This window comes from Mesobacillus jeotgali (assembly GCF_900166585.1).
GTDB lineage: Bacteria > Bacillota > Bacilli > Bacillales > Cytobacillaceae > Mesobacillus > Mesobacillus jeotgali_A.
This window is the reverse complement of sequence record NZ_FVZC01000009.1, coordinates 1970470-1988696: the sequence shown is the minus strand read 5'-3', so window position 1 is coordinate 1988696 and position 18227 is coordinate 1970470. Positions and strand designations below refer to the sequence as shown.

Annotated in this window: 17 protein-coding genes; 15 read left to right on the top strand and 2 right to left on the bottom strand. The window is 43.2% G+C overall.

Annotated elements, in window-relative coordinates; translation table 11 throughout:
- Positions 1-127: 127 nt before the first annotated feature.
- The 11 genes from nusB (at position 128) to spo0A (ending at position 12259) form a co-directional block, all read left to right on the top strand.
- Positions 128-520 carry a transcription antitermination factor NusB gene (gene nusB / locus B5X77_RS20095; RefSeq protein ID WP_079509691.1) on the top strand — a complete coding sequence of 131 codons (393 nt, stop codon included), beginning with the start codon at positions 128-130 and terminating at the stop codon, positions 518-520.
- 51 nt (positions 521-571) lie between these two features.
- Complete coding sequence (folD, locus tag B5X77_RS20090; RefSeq protein ID WP_079509690.1) at positions 572-1444, top strand: bifunctional methylenetetrahydrofolate dehydrogenase/methenyltetrahydrofolate cyclohydrolase FolD; 873 nt, start codon at positions 572-574, stop codon at positions 1442-1444.
- A 183-nt stretch (positions 1445-1627) separates the two neighbouring features.
- On the top strand, positions 1628-2983 hold the full coding sequence (gene xseA / locus B5X77_RS20085; protein WP_079509689.1) for an exodeoxyribonuclease VII large subunit: 1356 nt from the start codon (positions 1628-1630) through the stop codon (positions 2981-2983).
- Positions 2976-3209, top strand: a complete 234-nt coding sequence (locus tag B5X77_RS20080; protein ID WP_079509688.1) for an exodeoxyribonuclease VII small subunit — start codon at positions 2976-2978, stop codon at positions 3207-3209. Before xseA ends, B5X77_RS20080 begins: the two co-directional genes overlap by 8 nt.
- Before the next feature lie 2 nt (positions 3210-3211).
- Entirely contained in the window at positions 3212-4105 is an 894-nt protein-coding gene (locus tag B5X77_RS20075) for a polyprenyl synthetase family protein (protein ID WP_079509687.1), read from the top strand.
- A 355-nt stretch (positions 4106-4460) separates the two neighbouring features.
- On the top strand, positions 4461-6353 hold the full coding sequence (dxs, locus tag B5X77_RS20070) for a 1-deoxy-D-xylulose-5-phosphate synthase (RefSeq protein WP_079509686.1): 1893 nt from the start codon (positions 4461-4463) through the stop codon (positions 6351-6353).
- 3 nt (positions 6354-6356) lie between these two features.
- Positions 6357-7205 carry a TlyA family RNA methyltransferase gene (locus B5X77_RS20065; protein WP_079509685.1) on the top strand — a complete coding sequence of 283 codons (849 nt, stop codon included), beginning with the start codon at positions 6357-6359 and terminating at the stop codon, positions 7203-7205.
- A 394-nt stretch (positions 7206-7599) separates the two neighbouring features.
- Positions 7600-8049 (top strand): transcriptional regulator AhrC/ArgR, encoded by a 450-nt coding sequence (ahrC, locus tag B5X77_RS20060; protein WP_079509684.1) that lies wholly within the window; start codon positions 7600-7602, stop codon positions 8047-8049.
- Positions 8050-8065: 16 nt separating this feature from the next.
- Complete coding sequence (gene recN, locus B5X77_RS20055; protein WP_079509683.1) at positions 8066-9757, top strand: DNA repair protein RecN; 1692 nt, start codon at positions 8066-8068, stop codon at positions 9755-9757.
- 124 nt (positions 9758-9881) lie between these two features.
- Positions 9882-11168, top strand: coding sequence for a SpoIVB peptidase (spoIVB, locus tag B5X77_RS20050; RefSeq protein ID WP_079509682.1), 1287 nt, complete (start codon positions 9882-9884; stop codon positions 11166-11168).
- A 296-nt stretch (positions 11169-11464) separates the two neighbouring features.
- Positions 11465-12259: a sporulation transcription factor Spo0A gene (gene spo0A, locus B5X77_RS20045; protein ID WP_079509681.1), complete on the top strand. Its 795-nt coding sequence runs from the start codon at positions 11465-11467 to the stop codon at positions 12257-12259.
- A 199-nt stretch (positions 12260-12458) separates the two neighbouring features.
- Here spo0A and B5X77_RS20040 read toward each other — a convergent pair whose 3' ends face one another.
- On the bottom strand, positions 12459-12593 hold the full coding sequence (locus tag B5X77_RS20040; RefSeq protein WP_079509680.1) for a YycC family protein: 135 nt from the start codon (positions 12591-12593) through the stop codon (positions 12459-12461).
- A 42-nt stretch (positions 12594-12635) separates the two neighbouring features.
- On the opposite strand from B5X77_RS20040, the gene B5X77_RS20035 reads away from it, so the two are divergent.
- Positions 12636-13370 carry a glycerophosphodiester phosphodiesterase gene (locus B5X77_RS20035; RefSeq protein WP_079509679.1) on the top strand — a complete coding sequence of 245 codons (735 nt, stop codon included), beginning with the start codon at positions 12636-12638 and terminating at the stop codon, positions 13368-13370.
- A gap of 5 nt (positions 13371-13375) precedes the next feature.
- Here the strand turns inward: B5X77_RS20035 and B5X77_RS20030 are convergent, their stop codons facing one another.
- Positions 13376-13639: a DUF2627 domain-containing protein gene (locus B5X77_RS20030; RefSeq protein ID WP_079509678.1), complete on the bottom strand. Its 264-nt coding sequence runs from the start codon at positions 13637-13639 to the stop codon at positions 13376-13378.
- A gap of 212 nt (positions 13640-13851) precedes the next feature.
- Between B5X77_RS20030 and B5X77_RS20025 the strand changes: the two genes are divergently transcribed.
- The 3 genes from B5X77_RS20025 (at position 13852) to bcd (ending at position 18076) form a co-directional block, all read left to right on the top strand.
- Positions 13852-15912, top strand: coding sequence for a sigma 54-interacting transcriptional regulator (locus B5X77_RS20025; protein WP_079509677.1), 2061 nt, complete (start codon positions 13852-13854; stop codon positions 15910-15912).
- 135 nt (positions 15913-16047) lie between these two features.
- Complete coding sequence (gene yqiS / locus B5X77_RS20020; protein ID WP_079510324.1) at positions 16048-16953, top strand: phosphate butyryltransferase; 906 nt, start codon at positions 16048-16050, stop codon at positions 16951-16953.
- Positions 16954-16981: 28 nt separating this feature from the next.
- Entirely contained in the window at positions 16982-18076 is a 1095-nt protein-coding gene (gene bcd / locus B5X77_RS20015) for a branched-chain amino acid dehydrogenase (protein ID WP_079509676.1), read from the top strand.
- The last annotated feature ends 151 nt before the right edge of the window (positions 18077-18227 follow it).

Genomic DNA, 18227 nt, shown 5'->3' with positions numbered 1-18227 from the left:
TATTTCCCTTTGTTTTGATTAACTTTTTTCTAAAAAGTGAAAAATAATAGGAAACCATGCGTAATGTGATATGATATGCTATTATTTTGTTAGAATCAGACAAGCCATAAAGGAGCTAAAGAATTCAATGAAAAGAAGAACAGCAAGAGAAAAGGCACTGCAAGCCTTATTCCAGATTGATATAAGCAAGGTGGAAGCTTCGGATGCGATTGAGCATGTACTTGAAGAAGAAGCTGGAGATGACTATTTAAACAAGCTTGTGTTCGGTACAGTTGAGCATCAGCAGGAAATCGATGAGGAAATCAAAGTATACTTGGAAAAATGGTCAATCGACAGGCTAGCTGCGGTGGATCGGAATCTCCTGCGCATGTCCGTATATGAATTAAAGTACTGCAACGAAGATGTACCTATGAATGTTGTTCTTGATGAAGCAATTGAAATTGCTAAATTATATGGGGATGACCAGTCAAGCCGGTTTATCAATGGTGTGCTTTCCAAAGTGAAGCAAAGCATTTCCTGATACCATTGAAGCTGGCGGGTTGGCTTTCCTGATTACATAGGGGGAGAAAGTATGGCTGCTATTATTATTGATGGGAAAGAAATTGCCAAAAAGAAAAGACTTGAAGTGGCGGATCAGGTCCAGGAGCTAAAAAAACAGGGAGTTACTCCTGGACTGGCGGTCATTCTGGTCGGAGATAACCAGGCATCAAGAACCTATGTCACCAGCAAGCAAAAAACGGCTAGAGAACTGGGTATGCACAACGTGCTGATAGAATACCCTGTATCGATTACTGAACAGGAGCTATTATCCAAAATTGATGAACTGAATAATGATGAAGCCATTCACGGTATTTTGGTGCAGCTTCCGCTTCCGAAACATATAAGTGAAAAGAAATTGATTGAAGCCATTTCCCCGGAAAAAGATGTAGATGGCTTCCACCCAATAAATATTGGCCGGATGATGACCGGGCAGGATGCCTTTTTGCCATGTACTCCATATGGTGTGATGATCATGCTGGAGGAAATCGGCATGGATCTTTCCGGCCAGCATGTGGTTGTCGTTGGAAGAAGCAATATTGTTGGGAAGCCTGCAGGACAATTGTTTTTAAATGAAAATGCAACGGTTACATATTGTCATTCAAGAACAAAAGATTTGAAGGAACACACTAAGCAGGCAGATGTCGTCGTAGCTGCAGTTGGGAAAGCGGGATTGATAACTGCTGACCATATCAAGCCAGGGGCTGTGGTCATCGATGTCGGCATGAACAGGGATGATGAAGGCAAACTTTGTGGCGACGTTGCTTTCGCTGAGGTGAAGGAAAAAGCCGGCTATATCACGCCGGTACCCGGCGGTGTTGGCCCGATGACCATTGCCATGCTGATGTTCAATACCATGAAGTCGGCGAAAAACCATATGAGCAGACTTCAAAACTCAAATCTATAAGGCGTGATTCTGTCCATATCTGTTATAGTTAGAAACTGAAAATCCACTTGCGTTAAGTGACGAATCGGGATTCTAAACTTATAATGGATATGGGCAGTTTTTTATGACTGGCTTAAGTCTGTCATGAAAAAAAGTACCAATTTTTCAGGGAACATTCATATGTTCCGCCAAAGGAGTTTTCCAATGGAGCAACAGCGTTATCTAACCGTCAATGCTTTAACTAAATACATAAAACGAAAGTTCGATGCTGACCCGCATCTTCAGGGTGTATATATCAAAGGAGAAATTTCCAACTTCAAACGGCATTCGAGCGGACATATGTATTTCACTCTCAAGGACGAGAAAGCACGAATCCTTGCAGTCATGTTCGCAGGGTCTGCCCGAAACATGAAGTTCAGACCCGAAAATGGGATGAAGGTGCTGGTTAGAGGAGATATTTCTGTCTATGAGGGCAGCGGCCAGTACCAGGTTTACATAAAGGAAATGAAAACCGATGGAGTGGGCGATTTATTCGTGGCTTATGAGCAGCTGAAGAAGAAGCTCGAGCAAGAGGGGCTTTTTTCGCCAAAATATAAGCAGCCAATCCCAAAATACCCTAAAGCTGTCGGGATTGTTACGTCTCCAACAGGAGCGGCAATCCGTGATATATTGACTACGATCAAGAGAAGATATCCGATTACTAAGGTACTTATTTTTCCTGCACTTGTACAGGGTGACCAGGGAGGACCATCAATAGTCAGGGCAATTGAGAAGGCGAATGCACGGGATGATATTGATGTCCTGATCATCGGCCGCGGAGGCGGATCGATTGAAGAATTGTGGAATTTCAATGAAGAATCCGTTGCCAGGGCTATTTTTGCTTCACGAATACCGATCATTTCGGCTGTCGGCCATGAAACAGACTTTACCATTGCTGATTTCGTGGCGGATATGAGAGCACCGACGCCAACAGGTGCTGCTGAACTTGCCGTCCCTCATATCCAAGAACTAGTTGAAAGGGTAATGAACAGGGAAACCCGACTGATGAGGGCGATGAGGGAGAAGGTGTTCTTCCAGCAAGAGCGATATCAGCGTCTTATCAGGTCTTACGCCTTCCGGTATCCCAGGAAGTTGTATGAACAAAAACTAGAACAAGTCGATAAATTGACAGAATCACTGACCCGTGGAGCTGCAAAACTGTATTCATCAAAAGGTGATACTCTTATTCAATTGAAAAGAAGGCTGGAGCGAAGTCATCCAGAAGAATTAAGAAAAAGCTCTGCAGAGAGGCATCTTAGGGCATCAAGGGCCTTAAATCGTGCCATGACCGCAGTCGTTTCTGAAAAAAGGAAAGAGTTCAACGGAATGCTTTCTACTCTAGAAGCGTTAAGCCCGTTGAAAATCATGGACCGTGGCTACAGTCTTGCCTATACAGACGATGGGGAACTGATTAAGACTGTCACCCAGGTAAAACCTGAACGGAGAATATATGTAAAGCTATCTGATGGAAGCATTAAATGCGTCGTGACAGATATTGAGGAGAGTGAAAACAATGGCTGAAGAGAAAAAAATGAGTTTTGAACAGGCAATGGACCAATTAGAAAACATCGTTGAAAAATTAGAAGAAGGCGATGTGCCCCTGGAAGAAGCAATCTCATTTTATAAAGAGGGAATGGAATTATCCAAGCTTTGCCATGATAAGCTAAAGAATGTGGAAGAACAACTGGCCCAAATCATTACTGAAGATGGACGGACTGAAAGCTTCTCCATAAATGAGGAGGAATAGTATTGCATCCTGTTTCACTAGAATCTTTTATGATCGAATATAAGACACTTGTCGAGGAACGGCTGAGGGATACAGTTGGTGCTCTGAAGACTCCGGAAAACCTCGCAAATGCCATGCTCTATTCGCTAGAAGCAGGCGGAAAGAGAATTCGTCCGCTCCTGGTTTTTGCAGTGATTGACTCATTCGGGAAGAATCCGAAACATGGACTTGATGCAGCTGCCGCGATTGAAATGGTCCATACATATTCTTTAATCCATGATGATCTGCCAAGCATGGATGATGACGATCTAAGAAGGGGAAAGCCGACTAATCACAAGGTATTCGGGGAAGCAACGGCCATTCTTGCCGGGGATGCCCTATTGACATTAAGCTTTAACATGCTTGCAGAAATGTCAGAAGAGTCGGCATCCGCAACTGTCAAGCTCGCGTTGATCAAAGGATTGTCATCCGCTGCAGGAGCATTAGGAATGGTAGGCGGCCAGATAGCCGATATGGAAGGGGAGCACAAAGAGCTGACGCTGGAACAGCTGGAATATATCCATATCCATAAAACAGGAAAATTGCTTGAATACAGTATTATTGCCGGAGCAGAAATAGCCGGTGCAACCCCAGTGCAAAAGGAAATACTGACCAAGTTTGCATATCATATAGGACTAGCTTTCCAGATCCGTGACGATATCCTGGACCTAGAAGGAACAGAAGAGCTGATCGGCAAGCCGGTGGGCAGCGATACAGCAAACGAGAAAAGTACCTATCCAGCACTTCTTGGACTGGAAGGAGCCAAGCAAGCTCTTGAGGAACATTTGCTCAATGCCAAGGAAGCTCTGTCATCCACAGGCCTTCAAGTGGAAATTCTTTCTCAGATTACCGATCTGATTGGATTAAGGAATCATTAGTATCGGCGTCTCGTTGAAGTACGGTGCATTCATGTGCTATAATAAGCTGTTAGCACCAAGGTGTTGGCAGCTTTTTTTTACATAGATAGATGAGTAGTAAATTAAAATTTGATAGCATATTTCAAGGTATAGCTTGAAAACCCTTCTTTACTTAATATATGTTATTACTAACAACTTTTTTAGGATAAGGCTATTTCAGTACAATTGTTGCTGCCTGGACGGTTCCTGCTTCAGAAGTCTCAGTAATCGAGGCGGAAGTTGCGGGTACATAGATCTAGTGCCGCAATCAAAATGAACTCAGCCTCGAAAACAGAAGGCTGAATAATAAGTCAGAAATGAAAGCGAGTGGTCCGAAATGGATCTTTTATCGATAAAAGACCCTTCCTTCTTGAAAGATCTTTCGAAAAAGGAATTGGAAGACTTAAGCAGGGAGATTCGGCAGTTTTTGATAGAAAAATTATCGGTTACCGGCGGCCATATTGGACCAAATCTTGGTGTTGTCGAATTAACAATTGCTCTTCACAAGTGTTTTGACAGCCCGAAAGATAAATTCCTCTGGGATGTCGGACATCAGTCGTATGTTCATAAAATCCTGACAGGAAGAGCCTGTCAGTTCGATACATTAAGGCAGCATAAAGGGCTTTGCGGATTTCCGAAAATGGTGGAAAGCGAGCATGACGTCTGGGAAACAGGCCATAGCTCTACATCTCTTTCAGCTGCAATGGGTATGGCAATAGCCCGTGATTTAAAGGGAGAAAGTTCTCATATCGTGCCGATCATCGGTGACGGTGCCCTTACCGGGGGTATGGCGTTAGAGGCGTTGAACCACATCGGGCACGAAAAGAAGAAGCTGATTGTGATATTGAATGATAACGAAATGTCTATCGCCCCTAATGTTGGAGCCTTGCATAATGTACTTGGACGACTTCGGACTGCGGGTAAATATCATTGGGTAAAAGATGAACTGGAATACTTGCTGAAAAAAGTTCCAGCCATTGGCGGGCAGCTTGCCGCCACTGCGGAGCGAATTAAAGACAGTTTGAAGTATCTCTTTGTTTCTGGCATCTTTTTCGAAGAATTAGGGTTCACCTATCTTGGACCAGTCGATGGCCATGATTATGATGATTTGTTCGAGAACCTTGCATATGCAAAAAAACAGGATGGACCGGTCCTTCTGCATGTCATCACGAAAAAAGGCAAAGGATATAATCCGGCTGAAAACGATAAGATTGGAACCTGGCATGGAACCGGCCCTTACAAAACAGAAACTGGTGATTTTGTAAAACCTGAATTTGCCCCGCCAGCATGGAGCAAGCTTGTCAGTGAGACAGTCAGAAAAATCGCCCGGACCGATGAGCGAATCGTAGCAGTAACTCCAGCTATGCCTGTTGGTTCAAAGCTTGAGGGCTTCGCCAGCGAATTCCCGGACAGAATGATTGACGTCGGTATCGCTGAGCAGCATGCAGCGACTTTTGCTGCCGGTCTCGCTACACAAAACATGAAGCCGTTCCTGGCAATCTATTCTACCTTCCTGCAGCGTGCCTATGACCAGGTAGTTCACGATATATGCCGCCAGAACCTGAATGTTTTCATTGGCATTGACCGAGCAGGGCTTGTTGGTGCGGATGGGGAAACTCATCAGGGTGTATTCGATATTGCCTTTTTAAGGCACTTGCCTAATATGGTCTTAATGATGCCTAAGGATGAAAATGAAGGGCAGCATATGGTAAACACAGCAATCAAGTATGATGATGGACCAATTGCAATGCGTTATCCAAGAGGCAATGGTCTGGGAGTCCCGATGGATGACGAGCTGAAGGAAATTCCGATTGGCACCTGGGATGTCTTGCGTGAAGGAGAAGATGCCGCCATCCTGACATTCGGAACGACCATTCCGATGGCTTTGGAAGCTGCTGAAATCCTTGGAAAGCAAGGTGTTTCTGTTAAAGTGGTGAATGCTCGGTTTATCAAGCCTCTTGATGAAAACTTGCTTGTAGGCATTCTGAATAAAAATATGCCAATCCTGACCATTGAAGAAGCTGTCCTCCAGGGTGGGTTCGGAAGCTTTGTGCTCGAAACCGCACATGACCTGGGCTATCAGCACGTAGAAATCGACAGGATGGGGATTCCGGATAAGTTCATAGAACATGGCAGTGTTGAAAAGCTTCTTCAGGAAATCGGCATGACAACAGAAGATGTGGTGCTTAGGATGCAAAAGCTTGCAAGACAGAAACAAAAAAGGGCGTAATAAATGAAAATCAAAAAAGAACGATTAGATGTACTGCTAGTTGAACGCGGTCTGGCGGAAACAAGGGAGAAAGCCAAACGGACAATCATGGCAGGACTCGTCTACTCAAACGAAAATAGACTGGACAAGCCAGGTGAAAAAGTAAATAGTGATATTCCTTTGACAGTAAAGGGAAATCTGCTGCCTTATGTGAGCCGCGGCGGACTTAAACTCGAAAAGGCTTTAAAGGTTTTTGAACTTGATGTCAGAGGAAAAACGCTGCTGGATATTGGGGCTTCCACTGGCGGATTCACTGATTGTGCCCTGCAAAATGGTGCTGAAATGTCATATGCACTTGATGTTGGCTACAATCAGCTTGCCTGGAAGCTTCGTCAGGACGATAGAGTCGTCGTGATGGAGCGTACAAATTTCCGTTATGTAAAGCCTGAAGATCTTGCAAATGGTATGCCGAATTTCGCAAGCATAGATGTTTCTTTCATTTCACTTCGGCTCATCCTGCCGGTTCTTAAAACTCTGCTGGTGACCGGGAGCGATGTTGTTGCACTCGTAAAACCACAGTTTGAGGCTGGTAGAGAACAGGTGGGTAAAAAAGGAATTGTCCGTGACAGGAAGGTCCATGAACAAGTACTGGACCGAATCATTACTTTTTCCATTGATGAGGGTTATGATGTCATGGACTTAAGCTTCTCACCGATCACTGGCGGAGATGGCAATATTGAATTTCTTCTCCACCTTCAGTGGAACAATCCAGAAGAACAAAAAGGTAAAATGCTGTTGAAGAAAGTTCCAGAGGACGTAGTGACAGAAGCACACAGCGAACTGAAATCAAAACAAGCCAGCGAGGAAGAATAGACTTTTTTGAGTCTGTTCTTTTTTTGATTGTTTAGGAAGTTTTAATTAGCCGCCTTGTTGATAACTATATATTGTTTTCTTAATCCAGCTCCAGCGCCTAGCCCCTCGAGACGCTGGTCTAGCTTCGGCTCCTAACTCTTTGAAATGCTTCGGTCCGCCCAATGAAGTCAAAGAACGACTTAACTGGTCGGACCTCCAGTCTTGTCGGGGCTGACCAAGGCCAAGGCACTTACGCTTTTTGTTCTTGCAGTGTGCAATTTCTTTGAATAAGTTCACCACTTCGTCAATTACGTGGTTATCTTGTGCCGAAAATCCACGAAAGATTGTACATTCTGTTGAAATCGGCTAACATATGAGTATATAAATGTTTCGGATTTATCCAGGGGTGATATGAATGAATAAAGGACAAAGACATATAAAAATCCGCGAGTTGATCGCGAGCAAGGATATCGAGACACAGGATGAACTTGTTGACCGCTTGAAGGCTGCGGGCTTTAATGTTACACAGGCAACGGTTTCCCGTGACATTAAAGAGCTTCACCTTGTCAAGGTTCCATTGATTGATGGGAGATATAAATACAGCCTGCCAGCGGACCAGCGCTTCAACCCTTTGCAAAAACTGAAAAGATCATTAATGGATGCTTTTATCCGGATCGATCAGGCAGGGCATCTGTTGGTCATGAAAACTTTGCCTGGAAATGCCAATGCGATTGGGGCGTTGATAGATAATCTTGATTGGGAAGATATACTTGGCACGATTTGTGGCGACGATACCATCCTGATTATTTGCCGTACTCCCGAGGATACTGAGAAGGTCACAAATCGTTTTCTAGAAATGCTGTAAATGAGGTGACGTTTGCTTGTTAAATGAATTATCGATACGTAATTTCGCCATTATTGAATCTTTATCTGTTTCATTCAACAAAGGGCTTACTGTACTTACAGGGGAAACCGGCGCCGGTAAATCCATTATCATTGACGCAGTTCACTTGCTTGTCGGCGGAAGAGGTTCTGCTGAATTTGTCCGTCATGGGGAAGATAAAGCAGAGATAGAAGGATTGTTTTTCATTGAAGGATCAAACCACCCTAGTTATGCCAAAGCAGCAGAATTCGGGATAGACATCGAGGATGGAATGATTGTTTTGCGGAGGGATATTGCAGCGAGCGGAAAGAGTGTTTGCCGTATCAATGGCAAATTGGTCACTATCGCAGTGTTAAGGGAAGTAGGATCAACGCTGATCGATATCCATGGCCAGCACGAACACCAGGAACTCATGGATGAAACAAGGCATATCAACCTCCTGGACCAATTCGGCTCAGAACAGATCATGCCTGCCCTTCAAGAATATCAGCAGGTTTACCGTTCCTATGAACAAACACAGAAAAAGCTAAAGAGTCTCAGTGAAAATGAGCAGCAAATGGCACATCGGCTTGATTTGATTCAATTCCAGCATGATGAAATTCAATCAGCGAATCTGAGGTTGAATGAGGATGAGGAACTTTTTGAAGAAAGACGGAAACTTGCTAATTTTGAACGGATTTTTGATAGTATTCAGACAAGCTATAATGCGCTGCAGGGTGACCAGAAAGGACTCGATTGGATAGGGATGGTCATGGACAACCTTCAGACTGCCGCGGAATTGGATCCTGAATATAAAGCAGTCGCAGAGTCAGTTTCTAACAGCTTCTACATGCTAGAGGATGCGGCGAGGACAATCAGGAACGATCTTGATTCGCTTGAATATGACCCACAGCGCTTGATGGAAATTGAAGACAGATTGAATGAGATTAATCAGCTAAAGAGAAAATATGGTAATTCAATTGAAGATATACTCGAATACTCCTCAAAAATCGAAGAGGAAATTGAGACACTTCAAAATAAAGAAGTCCATATAGGCCAGATGGAAAAAGAGCTGGCATCGCTCAAAAAGGATTTGCGCATTGAAGCACATAATTTGACGGAAACACGAAAAAAATGGGCAAGGAAACTGACGAAACTCATCCACAAAGAATTAAAAGAGCTTTATATGGAAAAAGCTGTTTTCGAACTCAAGATTGAGTCTGATCAGGATGTATTCCATAAAAGCGGAGCCGACAAAGTTGAATTTTACATTTCAACAAACCCCGGGGAGCCTTTAAAACCGCTGTCTAAAGTTGCTTCCGGCGGGGAGCTGTCGAGGATCATGCTGGCACTAAAAAGTATCTTTTCCAAACATCAGGGTGTAACATCCATTATTTTTGATGAAGTGGATACAGGGGTAAGCGGCCGGGTTGCCCAGTCAATTGCTGAAAAAATATACAAAGTGTCCACTGGATCGCAAGTACTCTGTATTTCTCACCTTCCTCAGGTAGCAGCAATGGCGGATACCCATCTGTACATCTCCAAAATCATTAAAAATGGGCGGACGAAAACATCCGTGACTCCGCTGTCCTCATCAGAAAAAGTAAAGGAAATTGGCAGGATGATATCGGGAGTAGAAATCACGGATCTAACCAAACAGCATGCAGAAGAATTATTGCAGCTGGCACAAAATATGAAGGCAGTTACATGAAAAGCTATCCATAAAGGGTAGCTTTTTTATTTTTATACAGGTTATAAATGCGACGACTCGAGGCAAAATTAAAGGTGTAGCCATTTTTGATGTGTTTGGACTAGAAGCGAGGAGAGTGAATGGATTGAAAAAAGATTTTCTCAGAAAATTTATTGGTGGAATTCTCCTTGTTTCATTAATTGCTTTAGGATTTGCAAAACCAGTACACGAATATTTATCTATTCCAGGAGATATAACATTATTCGAGGGGCAAAAGCTTGATTTCCAGGCGAATGCAGTTCAAGTTACGGCTCCCTTAAATGATTCAAGCATCAAAGTGGACCAGAAAGACGAAACGGTTTCTGTTGAGGCCAAACGGCATGGGAAGGACGAGATGGTCCTTGAATTAGCCGGTTTTCCGGTGAAAAAGGTCGATGTCAATGTCCTCAAGGATTTCAAGGTCAGGCCTGGCGGTCAATCAATAGGAGTAAAACTGAATACTGTAGGTGTCCTTGTGGTCGGACATCACCAGGTACAGGCAGATGAAGGCAAGGTATCCCCAGGCGAACTGGCAGGTATCAAAAAAGGCGATATCATTACAGAAATAAATGGACAGCAAATTGAAAAAATGGCAGACGTTGGTCCTTTCGTTAAACAAGCTGGAACAGATGGAAAGCCTTTGGATGTTGTAATTAAGCGGGAAAATGAAAAAATCAAAACTCAGCTTCAGCCAAAAAAGGATGTTAATGAAAACACGTATAAGCTTGGATTATATATACGTGATTCAGCAGCGGGAATTGGAACGATGACTTTTTATCACCCTCAATCAAAAAAATACGGAGCTCTCGGCCACGTAATATCCGACATGGATACGAAAAAGCCAATTGTCGTCGAAGATGGACAAATCGTAAGGTCAACCGTCACTTCAATTGAGAAGGGCGGAAAAGGCAATCCAGGAGAAAAACTGGCGCGCTTTTCATCCGATCGAGAAGTGATTGGCAATATCCAGAGAAACAGTCCTTTTGGAATCTTCGGTGAATTGAATAAGGATATCACGAATGGGGTATTCGATAAATCCTTGCCGATTGCCCTGTCTCACCAGGTAAAAGAAGGGCCGGCGAAAATCCTGACGGTCGTAAATAATGACGAAGTAAACCTTTTTGATATAGAGATTGTCAGCACCATTCCGCAGAAGTTCCCGGCAACCAAGGGAATGGTCATTAAGGTAACGGACCCAGAGCTTCTGGAGAAAACAGGCGGGATTGTCCAGGGGATGAGCGGCAGTCCGATCATCCAGGACAACAAGCTTGTCGGTGCGGTTACCCATGTATTCGTAAATGATCCAACAAGCGGGTACGGCGTCCATATCGAATGGATGCTGAATGAAGCAGGGATAGACATTTACGAAAAACCAAGAGAGCAAGCAAGTTAATACAGGGATTCGGCGGCGGCGGCAATTGCCGCCTTTTCTTTTTTTTGCACTTTTATTTACAAGCATTTCATGTTGTAAATGAAGATTATTCGACAAATTACCGCTGGGTTTTTTGTCAACTATCGAAATAAGTCGAAAAACAAAGGAAAATGGAGCAAATATAAGAAAATATTACTTTTTTAAGAAAAAATTAAAAATAAGAGGAATTTCTGTTGCATTGTCGAATTAGTCATTTAGAATAGAATTTAGAGAAGAGATTGTTTGTGATCATAATTGGATTGAGGAGGAACCAAGCAGTGAACAAAATTAAAGTATGTGTAGTTGATGACAACAGAGAACTAGTAGGACTACTTGAGGAATATATTTCTTCCCAGGAGGATATGGAAATTGTCGGTGTAGCCCATAACGGCCAGGAATGTTTAGAAATGCTGGAAGATATTGATCCTGATGTCTTGCTTTTAGATATTATAATGCCTCATCTCGATGGTTTAGCAGTGCTTGAAAAGCTTCGGGACTTAAAGAAAGGAATTATTCCTAATGTCATCATGCTGACAGCCTTCGGACAGGAGGATGTAACAAAAAAAGCCGTTGAGCTCGGTGCATCATACTTCATTCTAAAACCATTCGATATGGAACATCTGGCAGGACATATCCGCCAGGTTAGCGGAAAGGCAAAATCCGTAGCGAGGAAACCATCATCGATCAATTATGGAAGATCAAATTCCGAGCAAAAACCTAAAAACCTCGATGCGAGCATTACCAGCATCATTCACGAAATTGGTGTTCCTGCTCATATCAAAGGTTATATGTACTTGCGAGAAGCCATCTCAATGGTTTACAACGATATTGAACTTCTTGGCTCGATCACAAAAGTCCTCTATCCAGATATTGCCAAGAAATTCAATACAACGGCTAGCCGGGTGGAACGTGCCATCCGTCACGCGATCGAGGTTGCGTGGAGCAGAGGGAACATTGATTCAATTTCTTCATTATTTGGTTATACAGTGAGCATGTCTAAAGCAAAACCAACGAATTCTGAATTCATCGCAATGGTGGCTGACAAGCTTCGTTTAGAACACAAAGCTTCTTGAAAGAGTTAGGCGCGATTTAGCAATTTTTCATATATCCTAACAACATCTTACTTACTTTCGATTAAATTCGAAAATAAGTAAGATGTTTTTTATATGTCCTTTGATTGGTCAATGGCACGTCTAGATATTATGATATATATTATACAGGGACCAAGGAATGTCAATAACAAAAAAACGCCCTAAGGCGCACATTTTGATGTTATTTCTCCTTTTCCATTTCAGCTAGTTTTTGCAAAAGGATATGCTGGGGCATGTGCATGATTTGTTCAATCGGCATGCCTAATTTTTCTGAAAGCTTGATGGCTGTTTCGGCAGAGATTTGCAACGGTCTCATTGTTATTTTACCTCCAAATTAAAAAGATGGGTGTGATAGTTTATGACTCTAATTTTAGCACATCGTGGCTATGCAGCTGAATACCCTGAAAATACTTTACTTGCCTTTAAGGAAGCGGAAAAAGCAGGGGCGGATGGATTGGAACTCGATGTCCAAATGACAAAAGATGGTGAACTGGTGGTGATACACGATGAAAAAGTTGATCGGACAACAGATGGTTCTGGGATGGTAAAGGACTTCAATTTTAAAGATTTACGGCAATTGGATGCGCGCTTTAAGTTTAGCTCGCTGACAGGAAAACAACAAATTCCCGCGCTGGAGGAAGTCCTGGAATGGCTAGCTGGAACAAGGCTGAAATGCAATATCGAATTAAAGAACACCATTATGCCGTATGAGGGCATGGAAGAAAAAGTTATAAATATGGTAAGAAAATATGATTTAACAGAAAGAATTATAATTTCATCCTTTAACCACTATAGTATCGTGCATAGCTATATGATCGCACCTGAAATTGAAATTGCTCCTTTGCTATCTGAAGGTTTATATATGCCCTGGGTTTATGCTCAGTCAATCCGGGCCACGGGGTTCCATCCTCATTGGAGGGCGGCGCCGGATGAAATCATTAAGGCTTCGATTGAAAGCGGGATTGAAGTACGTCCATATACGGTAAATAAAGACACCGAGCTTGAAAGGCTGTATAGGGTGAACTGCAGTGCAGTCATAACTGATGACCCGGCAAAGGCATTCAGAATAAGGGGAAATATAAAACAGGCCTGATAAAGTCAAGGCCTGTTTTGCTTTTTATTGCTATCAGGTATGCGAAAAAATGCCTGAACTTTATTCCTTTTACGGTCACGGTGCAGAATGAAGCCAGCAATGAAACCTAGTCCAGCAAGGAAAAAGATAAGTCCGGCCAGAAATTGTAACCATAAATATGGGAAAGGTGCCTGTAAAATTCCGAATACCATATCTCGCATCAATTTTACACCTAGAGCAGCAATGACACCTGGTATCAGCATGATGATTAATGCAATTATCCTGATCATTTGGTATCCCCTCGTAATTTGTCCTCTTTAAAAAGTATACCCAAGGGAGAATTTTTCTGCAATCTTAGAGACCTGAAAGGAAATCCATCGAGATAATTAAAAATTCACAGAAATTTGTCAGAGCCTGCAAAAACATTTACAATAATACTGAAAGAATTTGCAGACTATAAATTCAAAGCATGAAATATTTTTCCAGATACGTGGTGAACGTTATGCAAAAAATAATGATTGTTGGAGCAGGTAAGGGTGGAACAGCGATCCTGAACATATTTAAGCAAACCGCCGAAGTGGTTGCTGTAGTGGATATTAATCCGCGTGCTGCAGGAATTATCGCTGCACGAAAAGCTGGAATTCCCACTGGCACCGACTGGCATGAGTATATGTCAAGTGACTTGGATATTGTCATCGAGGTGACCGGCGAGGAAAATGTCTTCAAGGAATTAAGAGATGCCCGCAGTAAAAACACGGTATTGATTCCAGGAAGTGTCGCGTTTCTTCTTGCTACCCTGTTAGAAGAGAAAGAAGAATTAATCAAAACTCTAAGAAAAATTACATACGAACATGATTTGATTTTTAACTCATCTGGAGATGGTATGGTTGTCATCAATACAGAGGGAACTGTCACTTTATTTAATAAGAGTGCAGAGAAAATCATCGGGGTAAAAAGGGAACTAGCTGAGGGCCGGCATGTTCTTGATATCATTCCTACCAGCAAACTTCTGAGGGTCCTTAATACCAGGAAAGTTGAATCCAATAAGGAATTAGTGCTGCCCAATGGTTCAAAAATCATCACGACAAGGATTCCGATCATAGATGAGAATGACCAGCTGATTGGTGCCTTTTCCGTTTTCAAGGACATTACGGATGTAGTGAATCTTGCAGAAGAAATAACGAACCTGAAAGAGATTCAGACGATGCTGCAGGCAATCATCAATTCCAGTGATGAAGCAATTTCGGTAGTGGATGAAGATGGCCGGGGGATAATGATCAATCCAGCTTATACGAGGATCACCGGGCTTAAAGAAGAAGAAGTAATCGGACAGCCGGCAACAGCTGATATCTCCGAGGGAGAAAGCATGCATATGAAGGTGCTTAAGACTAGGAGGCCGGTTCGCGGAGCAGCCATGAGGGTTGGTCCAAATAAAAAAGAAGTAGTAGTAAATGTGGCACCGATCATTGTTGATGGGCTGCTGAAGGGCAGTGTAGGGGTTATCCATGACATGTCCGAAATCCAGAACTTGAACCGGGAACTAAATCGTGCAAGGCAAATTATAAGGACCCTTGAAGCGAAGTATTCGTTTGAGGATATTATTGGCCAGTCAGAAGAAATGATGATTCCGGTGGAACAGGCAAAGCTTGGGGCGAAAACACCTGCCACTGTCCTTCTTCGCGGGGAGTCAGGAACAGGGAAAGAACTTTTTGCTCATGCAATCCACAATGCCAGCGACCGAAAATTCAACAAGTTCATTCGGGTAAATTGTGCAGCGATCTCTGAATCACTTCTTGAAAGCGAACTTTTTGGTTATGAGGAAGGTGCTTTCTCAGGGGCTAAAAGAGGGGGGAAACGCGGATTTTTTGAGGAAGCCAATAACGGGAGTATTTTTCTTGATGAAATCGGTGAATTGCCTGCCAATACCCAGGCAAAGCTGCTGCGAGTCCTGCAAGAGCGGGAGATTGTACGCGTCGGAGGGACGAAACCAGTTTCAATCAATGTAAGGGTCATAGCAGCGACTAATATGAATCTTGAAAAGGCTATTGCCAATGGCAGCTTTAGAGAAGACTTATATTATCGCCTTAATAGGATGCCCATCCATATACCGCCACTCAGGAGGAGAAAAGACGATATTCCCCTTCTCTGTGAAAGGCTGATTCGCAAAATAAATCAAGATTACGGCCGTAATGTTGAAGGTGTTTCAGAGAAGGCAATCAACAAGTTGATGGACTATGACTGGCCCGGGAATGTCAGGGAGCTTGAGAATGTACTCGGCCGGGCAATTATCTTCCTGAGTTATAGCGAGACGGTCATCCAGGAAGAGCATTTACCAGAGCTGCAGAATAGCCAGGTCAAGGAAAAAGATGAAGATGCGGTGCAAGCCATCCCCGCTGAAACCTTAGCAGTTCAATTGGAAAGATATGAAGCAAAGGTCATAAAGTCTACTCTAAAAGCGGTAAATGGCAATAAAACTGCTGCATCAAAATTATTAGGAGTATCCGTTAGGAATTTATATTATAAGCTCGAGAAATATGGTATTGAAGTAAATGGCATGCAATAAATTTCATACTGCGCAAGTTCTTGCATAACATTTTTTGAGAAAAGTAAAGCGTTTTCACTATTTTAATGTTGGCACGCTTCTTGCATATATAAATAACGGGTGATGCTCAAAGAAATGAAAGGATTGACTCCAAATATGAAACTAGACTCACTTATCAGCATGGCATCCCAAAATGGAAGGAAAACAATTGCTGTTGCAGCGGCTGAAGATACAGAAGTATTAGAAGCTGTTGCCGAGGCTGTTAAAAGGAATCTTGCCGATTTTCTTCTTTATGGCAATGAGGAGGAAATCAATAGGATCATTTCATCACAGCATCCTGGAATCGCAGATGATGAAGGGGTTAAAATCATTAACGCTCCAAATAATAACATGGCTGCTGAAATGGCAGTAAAAGCAGTCACGGCGAATGAAGCGCAAGTAGTGATGAAAGGCAATATCCCGACTGCCATCATCTTAAAGGCAGTCCTAAATAAGGAATACGGCCTCAGGACTGGCGCTGTCCTATCGCATGTTGCAGTATTTGAAGTTCCGGGGTATGACCGCTTCACCATTGTTACGGATGCTGCTATGAATATTGCACCGGACCTTGAGCAAAAAGCTCAAATCATCAAAAATGCCGTACAGGTAGCTCATTCTATTGGAATTGAAATGCCAAAAGTGGCGCCGCTGGCAGCGGTGGAAGTAGTCAATCCGGCCATGCAGGCAACACTGGATGCTGCTGCTTTGACGGTAATGAACCAAAGAGGGCAAATTACCGGTTGTATAGTGGATGGCCCGCTCGCGCTCGACAATGCAGTTTCACAGCTGGCTGCTGAGCATAAGGGAATCAAAAGTGAAGTTGCCGGGACCGCCGATATCCTGTTAGTCCCTGCAATCGAAGTGGGAAATGTTCTTTATAAATCATTAGTTTACTTCGCCAAAGCAAAAGTTGGCGCGGTCATATCAGGGGCAAAAGCTCCAATTGTCTTAACATCCAGGGCGGACACAGCGGAAAGCAAGCTTTATTCACTTGCACTTGCGTTATGCTCTGCAAGAAAATAACCTACATAAACCAGGGGAGGAACCACTAATGGAAATCTTTAAGTATCTTGAACAGTATGATTATGAGCAGGTAGTATTTTGCCAGGATAAGCAATCTGGCTTGAAAGCAATTATTGCGATCCATGATACAACTCTTGGACCAGCTTTGGGCGGAACGCGTATGTGGACATACGCTTCTGAAGAAGCAGCAATCGAGGATGCGCTTCGACTCGCAAAAGGAATGACTTACAAGAATGCTGCAGCAGGCCTGAACCTGGGCGGTGGAAAAACGGTCATTATCGGCGATCCTCGCAAGGACAAGAACGAAGAAATGTTCCGCGCGTTTGGCCGTTATATCCAGGGCTTGAATGGCAGATACATTACTGCTGAGGATGTTGGTACAACTGTAGCTGATATGGACTTGATCCATGAAGAAACAGATTATGTTACAGGTATTTCACCGGCATTCGGTTCGTCAGGAAATCCTTCTCCGGTAACTGCTTATGGTGTTTACAGAGGAATGAAGGCAGCTGCGAAGGCAGCATTCGGCACTGACTCGCTTGAGGGTAAAACAATTGCAGTTCAGGGCGTCGGAAATGTAGCTTATAATCTATGCCGCCATCTTCATGAAGAAGGTGCACAGCTGATCGTTACCGACATTAATAAAGAAGCCGTCCAGAGAGCGGTAGAGGAATTCGGCGCAAAGGCTGTTGACCCTGATGAAATCTACGGTATTGACTGTGACATTTACGCTCCATGTGCATTGGGAGCTGTTATTAACGATGAAACTATTCCGCAAATTAAAGCAAAGGTAATTGCAGGGGCTGCTAACAACCAGCTTAAGGATGCGAAGCATGGTGACATCATTCATGAGATGGGCATCGTTTACGCTCCGGATTATGTAATCAACGCTGGCGGAGTAATCAATGTAGCAGATGAGCTATACGGTTATAACGCTGAGAGAGCAATGAAAAAGGTAGAAACGATTTACAATAATATCGAAAAGGTTATTGAAATCGCTAAGAGGGACGGAATTCCTACTTATAAAGCGGCAGACCGTATGGCAGAAGAACGCATTGAAAGAATGCGCAATTCACGAAGCCAATTCCTGCAAAACGGCCACCATATTTTAAGCCGCCGTTAATATAGGCTTTCAAAGACGGTGGATTCACCAAACATTAAAAAAAGGTCTTTTGCAATGCGAAATTATTATCTGCAGAGTGCGCTGAATCGACATTTCGGCGCCTCTGCTGTTTCCTAAATGTTACTGATGCATTACGGATTTGAATGGAGCC

Bases quoted from the DNA above. Each gene is read 5' to 3' on its own strand.
- nusB (WP_079509691.1), top strand. From the start codon at position 128: ATGAAAAGAAGAACAGCAAGAGAAAAGGCACTGCAAGCCTTATTCCAG.
- folD (WP_079509690.1), top strand. From the start codon at position 572: ATGGCTGCTATTATTATTGATGGGAAAGAAATTGCCAAAAAGAAAAGA.
- xseA (WP_079509689.1), top strand. From the start codon at position 1,628: ATGGAGCAACAGCGTTATCTAACCGTCAATGCTTTAACTAAATACATA.
- B5X77_RS20080 (WP_079509688.1), top strand. From the start codon at position 2,976: ATGGCTGAAGAGAAAAAAATGAGTTTTGAACAGGCAATGGACCAATTA.
- dxs (WP_079509686.1), top strand. From the start codon at position 4,461: ATGGATCTTTTATCGATAAAAGACCCTTCCTTCTTGAAAGATCTTTCG.
- B5X77_RS20065 (WP_079509685.1), top strand. From the start codon at position 6,357: ATGAAAATCAAAAAAGAACGATTAGATGTACTGCTAGTTGAACGCGGT.
- ahrC (WP_079509684.1), top strand. From the start codon at position 7,600: ATGAATAAAGGACAAAGACATATAAAAATCCGCGAGTTGATCGCGAGC.
- B5X77_RS20040 (WP_079509680.1), bottom strand. From the start codon at position 12,593: ATGAGACCGTTGCAAATCTCTGCCGAAACAGCCATCAAGCTTTCAGAA.
- B5X77_RS20035 (WP_079509679.1), top strand. From the start codon at position 12,636: ATGACTCTAATTTTAGCACATCGTGGCTATGCAGCTGAATACCCTGAA.
- B5X77_RS20030 (WP_079509678.1), bottom strand. From the start codon at position 13,639: ATGATCAGGATAATTGCATTAATCATCATGCTGATACCAGGTGTCATT.
- B5X77_RS20025 (WP_079509677.1), top strand. From the start codon at position 13,852: ATGCAAAAAATAATGATTGTTGGAGCAGGTAAGGGTGGAACAGCGATC.
- yqiS (WP_079510324.1), top strand. From the start codon at position 16,048: ATGAAACTAGACTCACTTATCAGCATGGCATCCCAAAATGGAAGGAAA.
- bcd (WP_079509676.1), top strand. From the start codon at position 16,982: ATGGAAATCTTTAAGTATCTTGAACAGTATGATTATGAGCAGGTAGTA.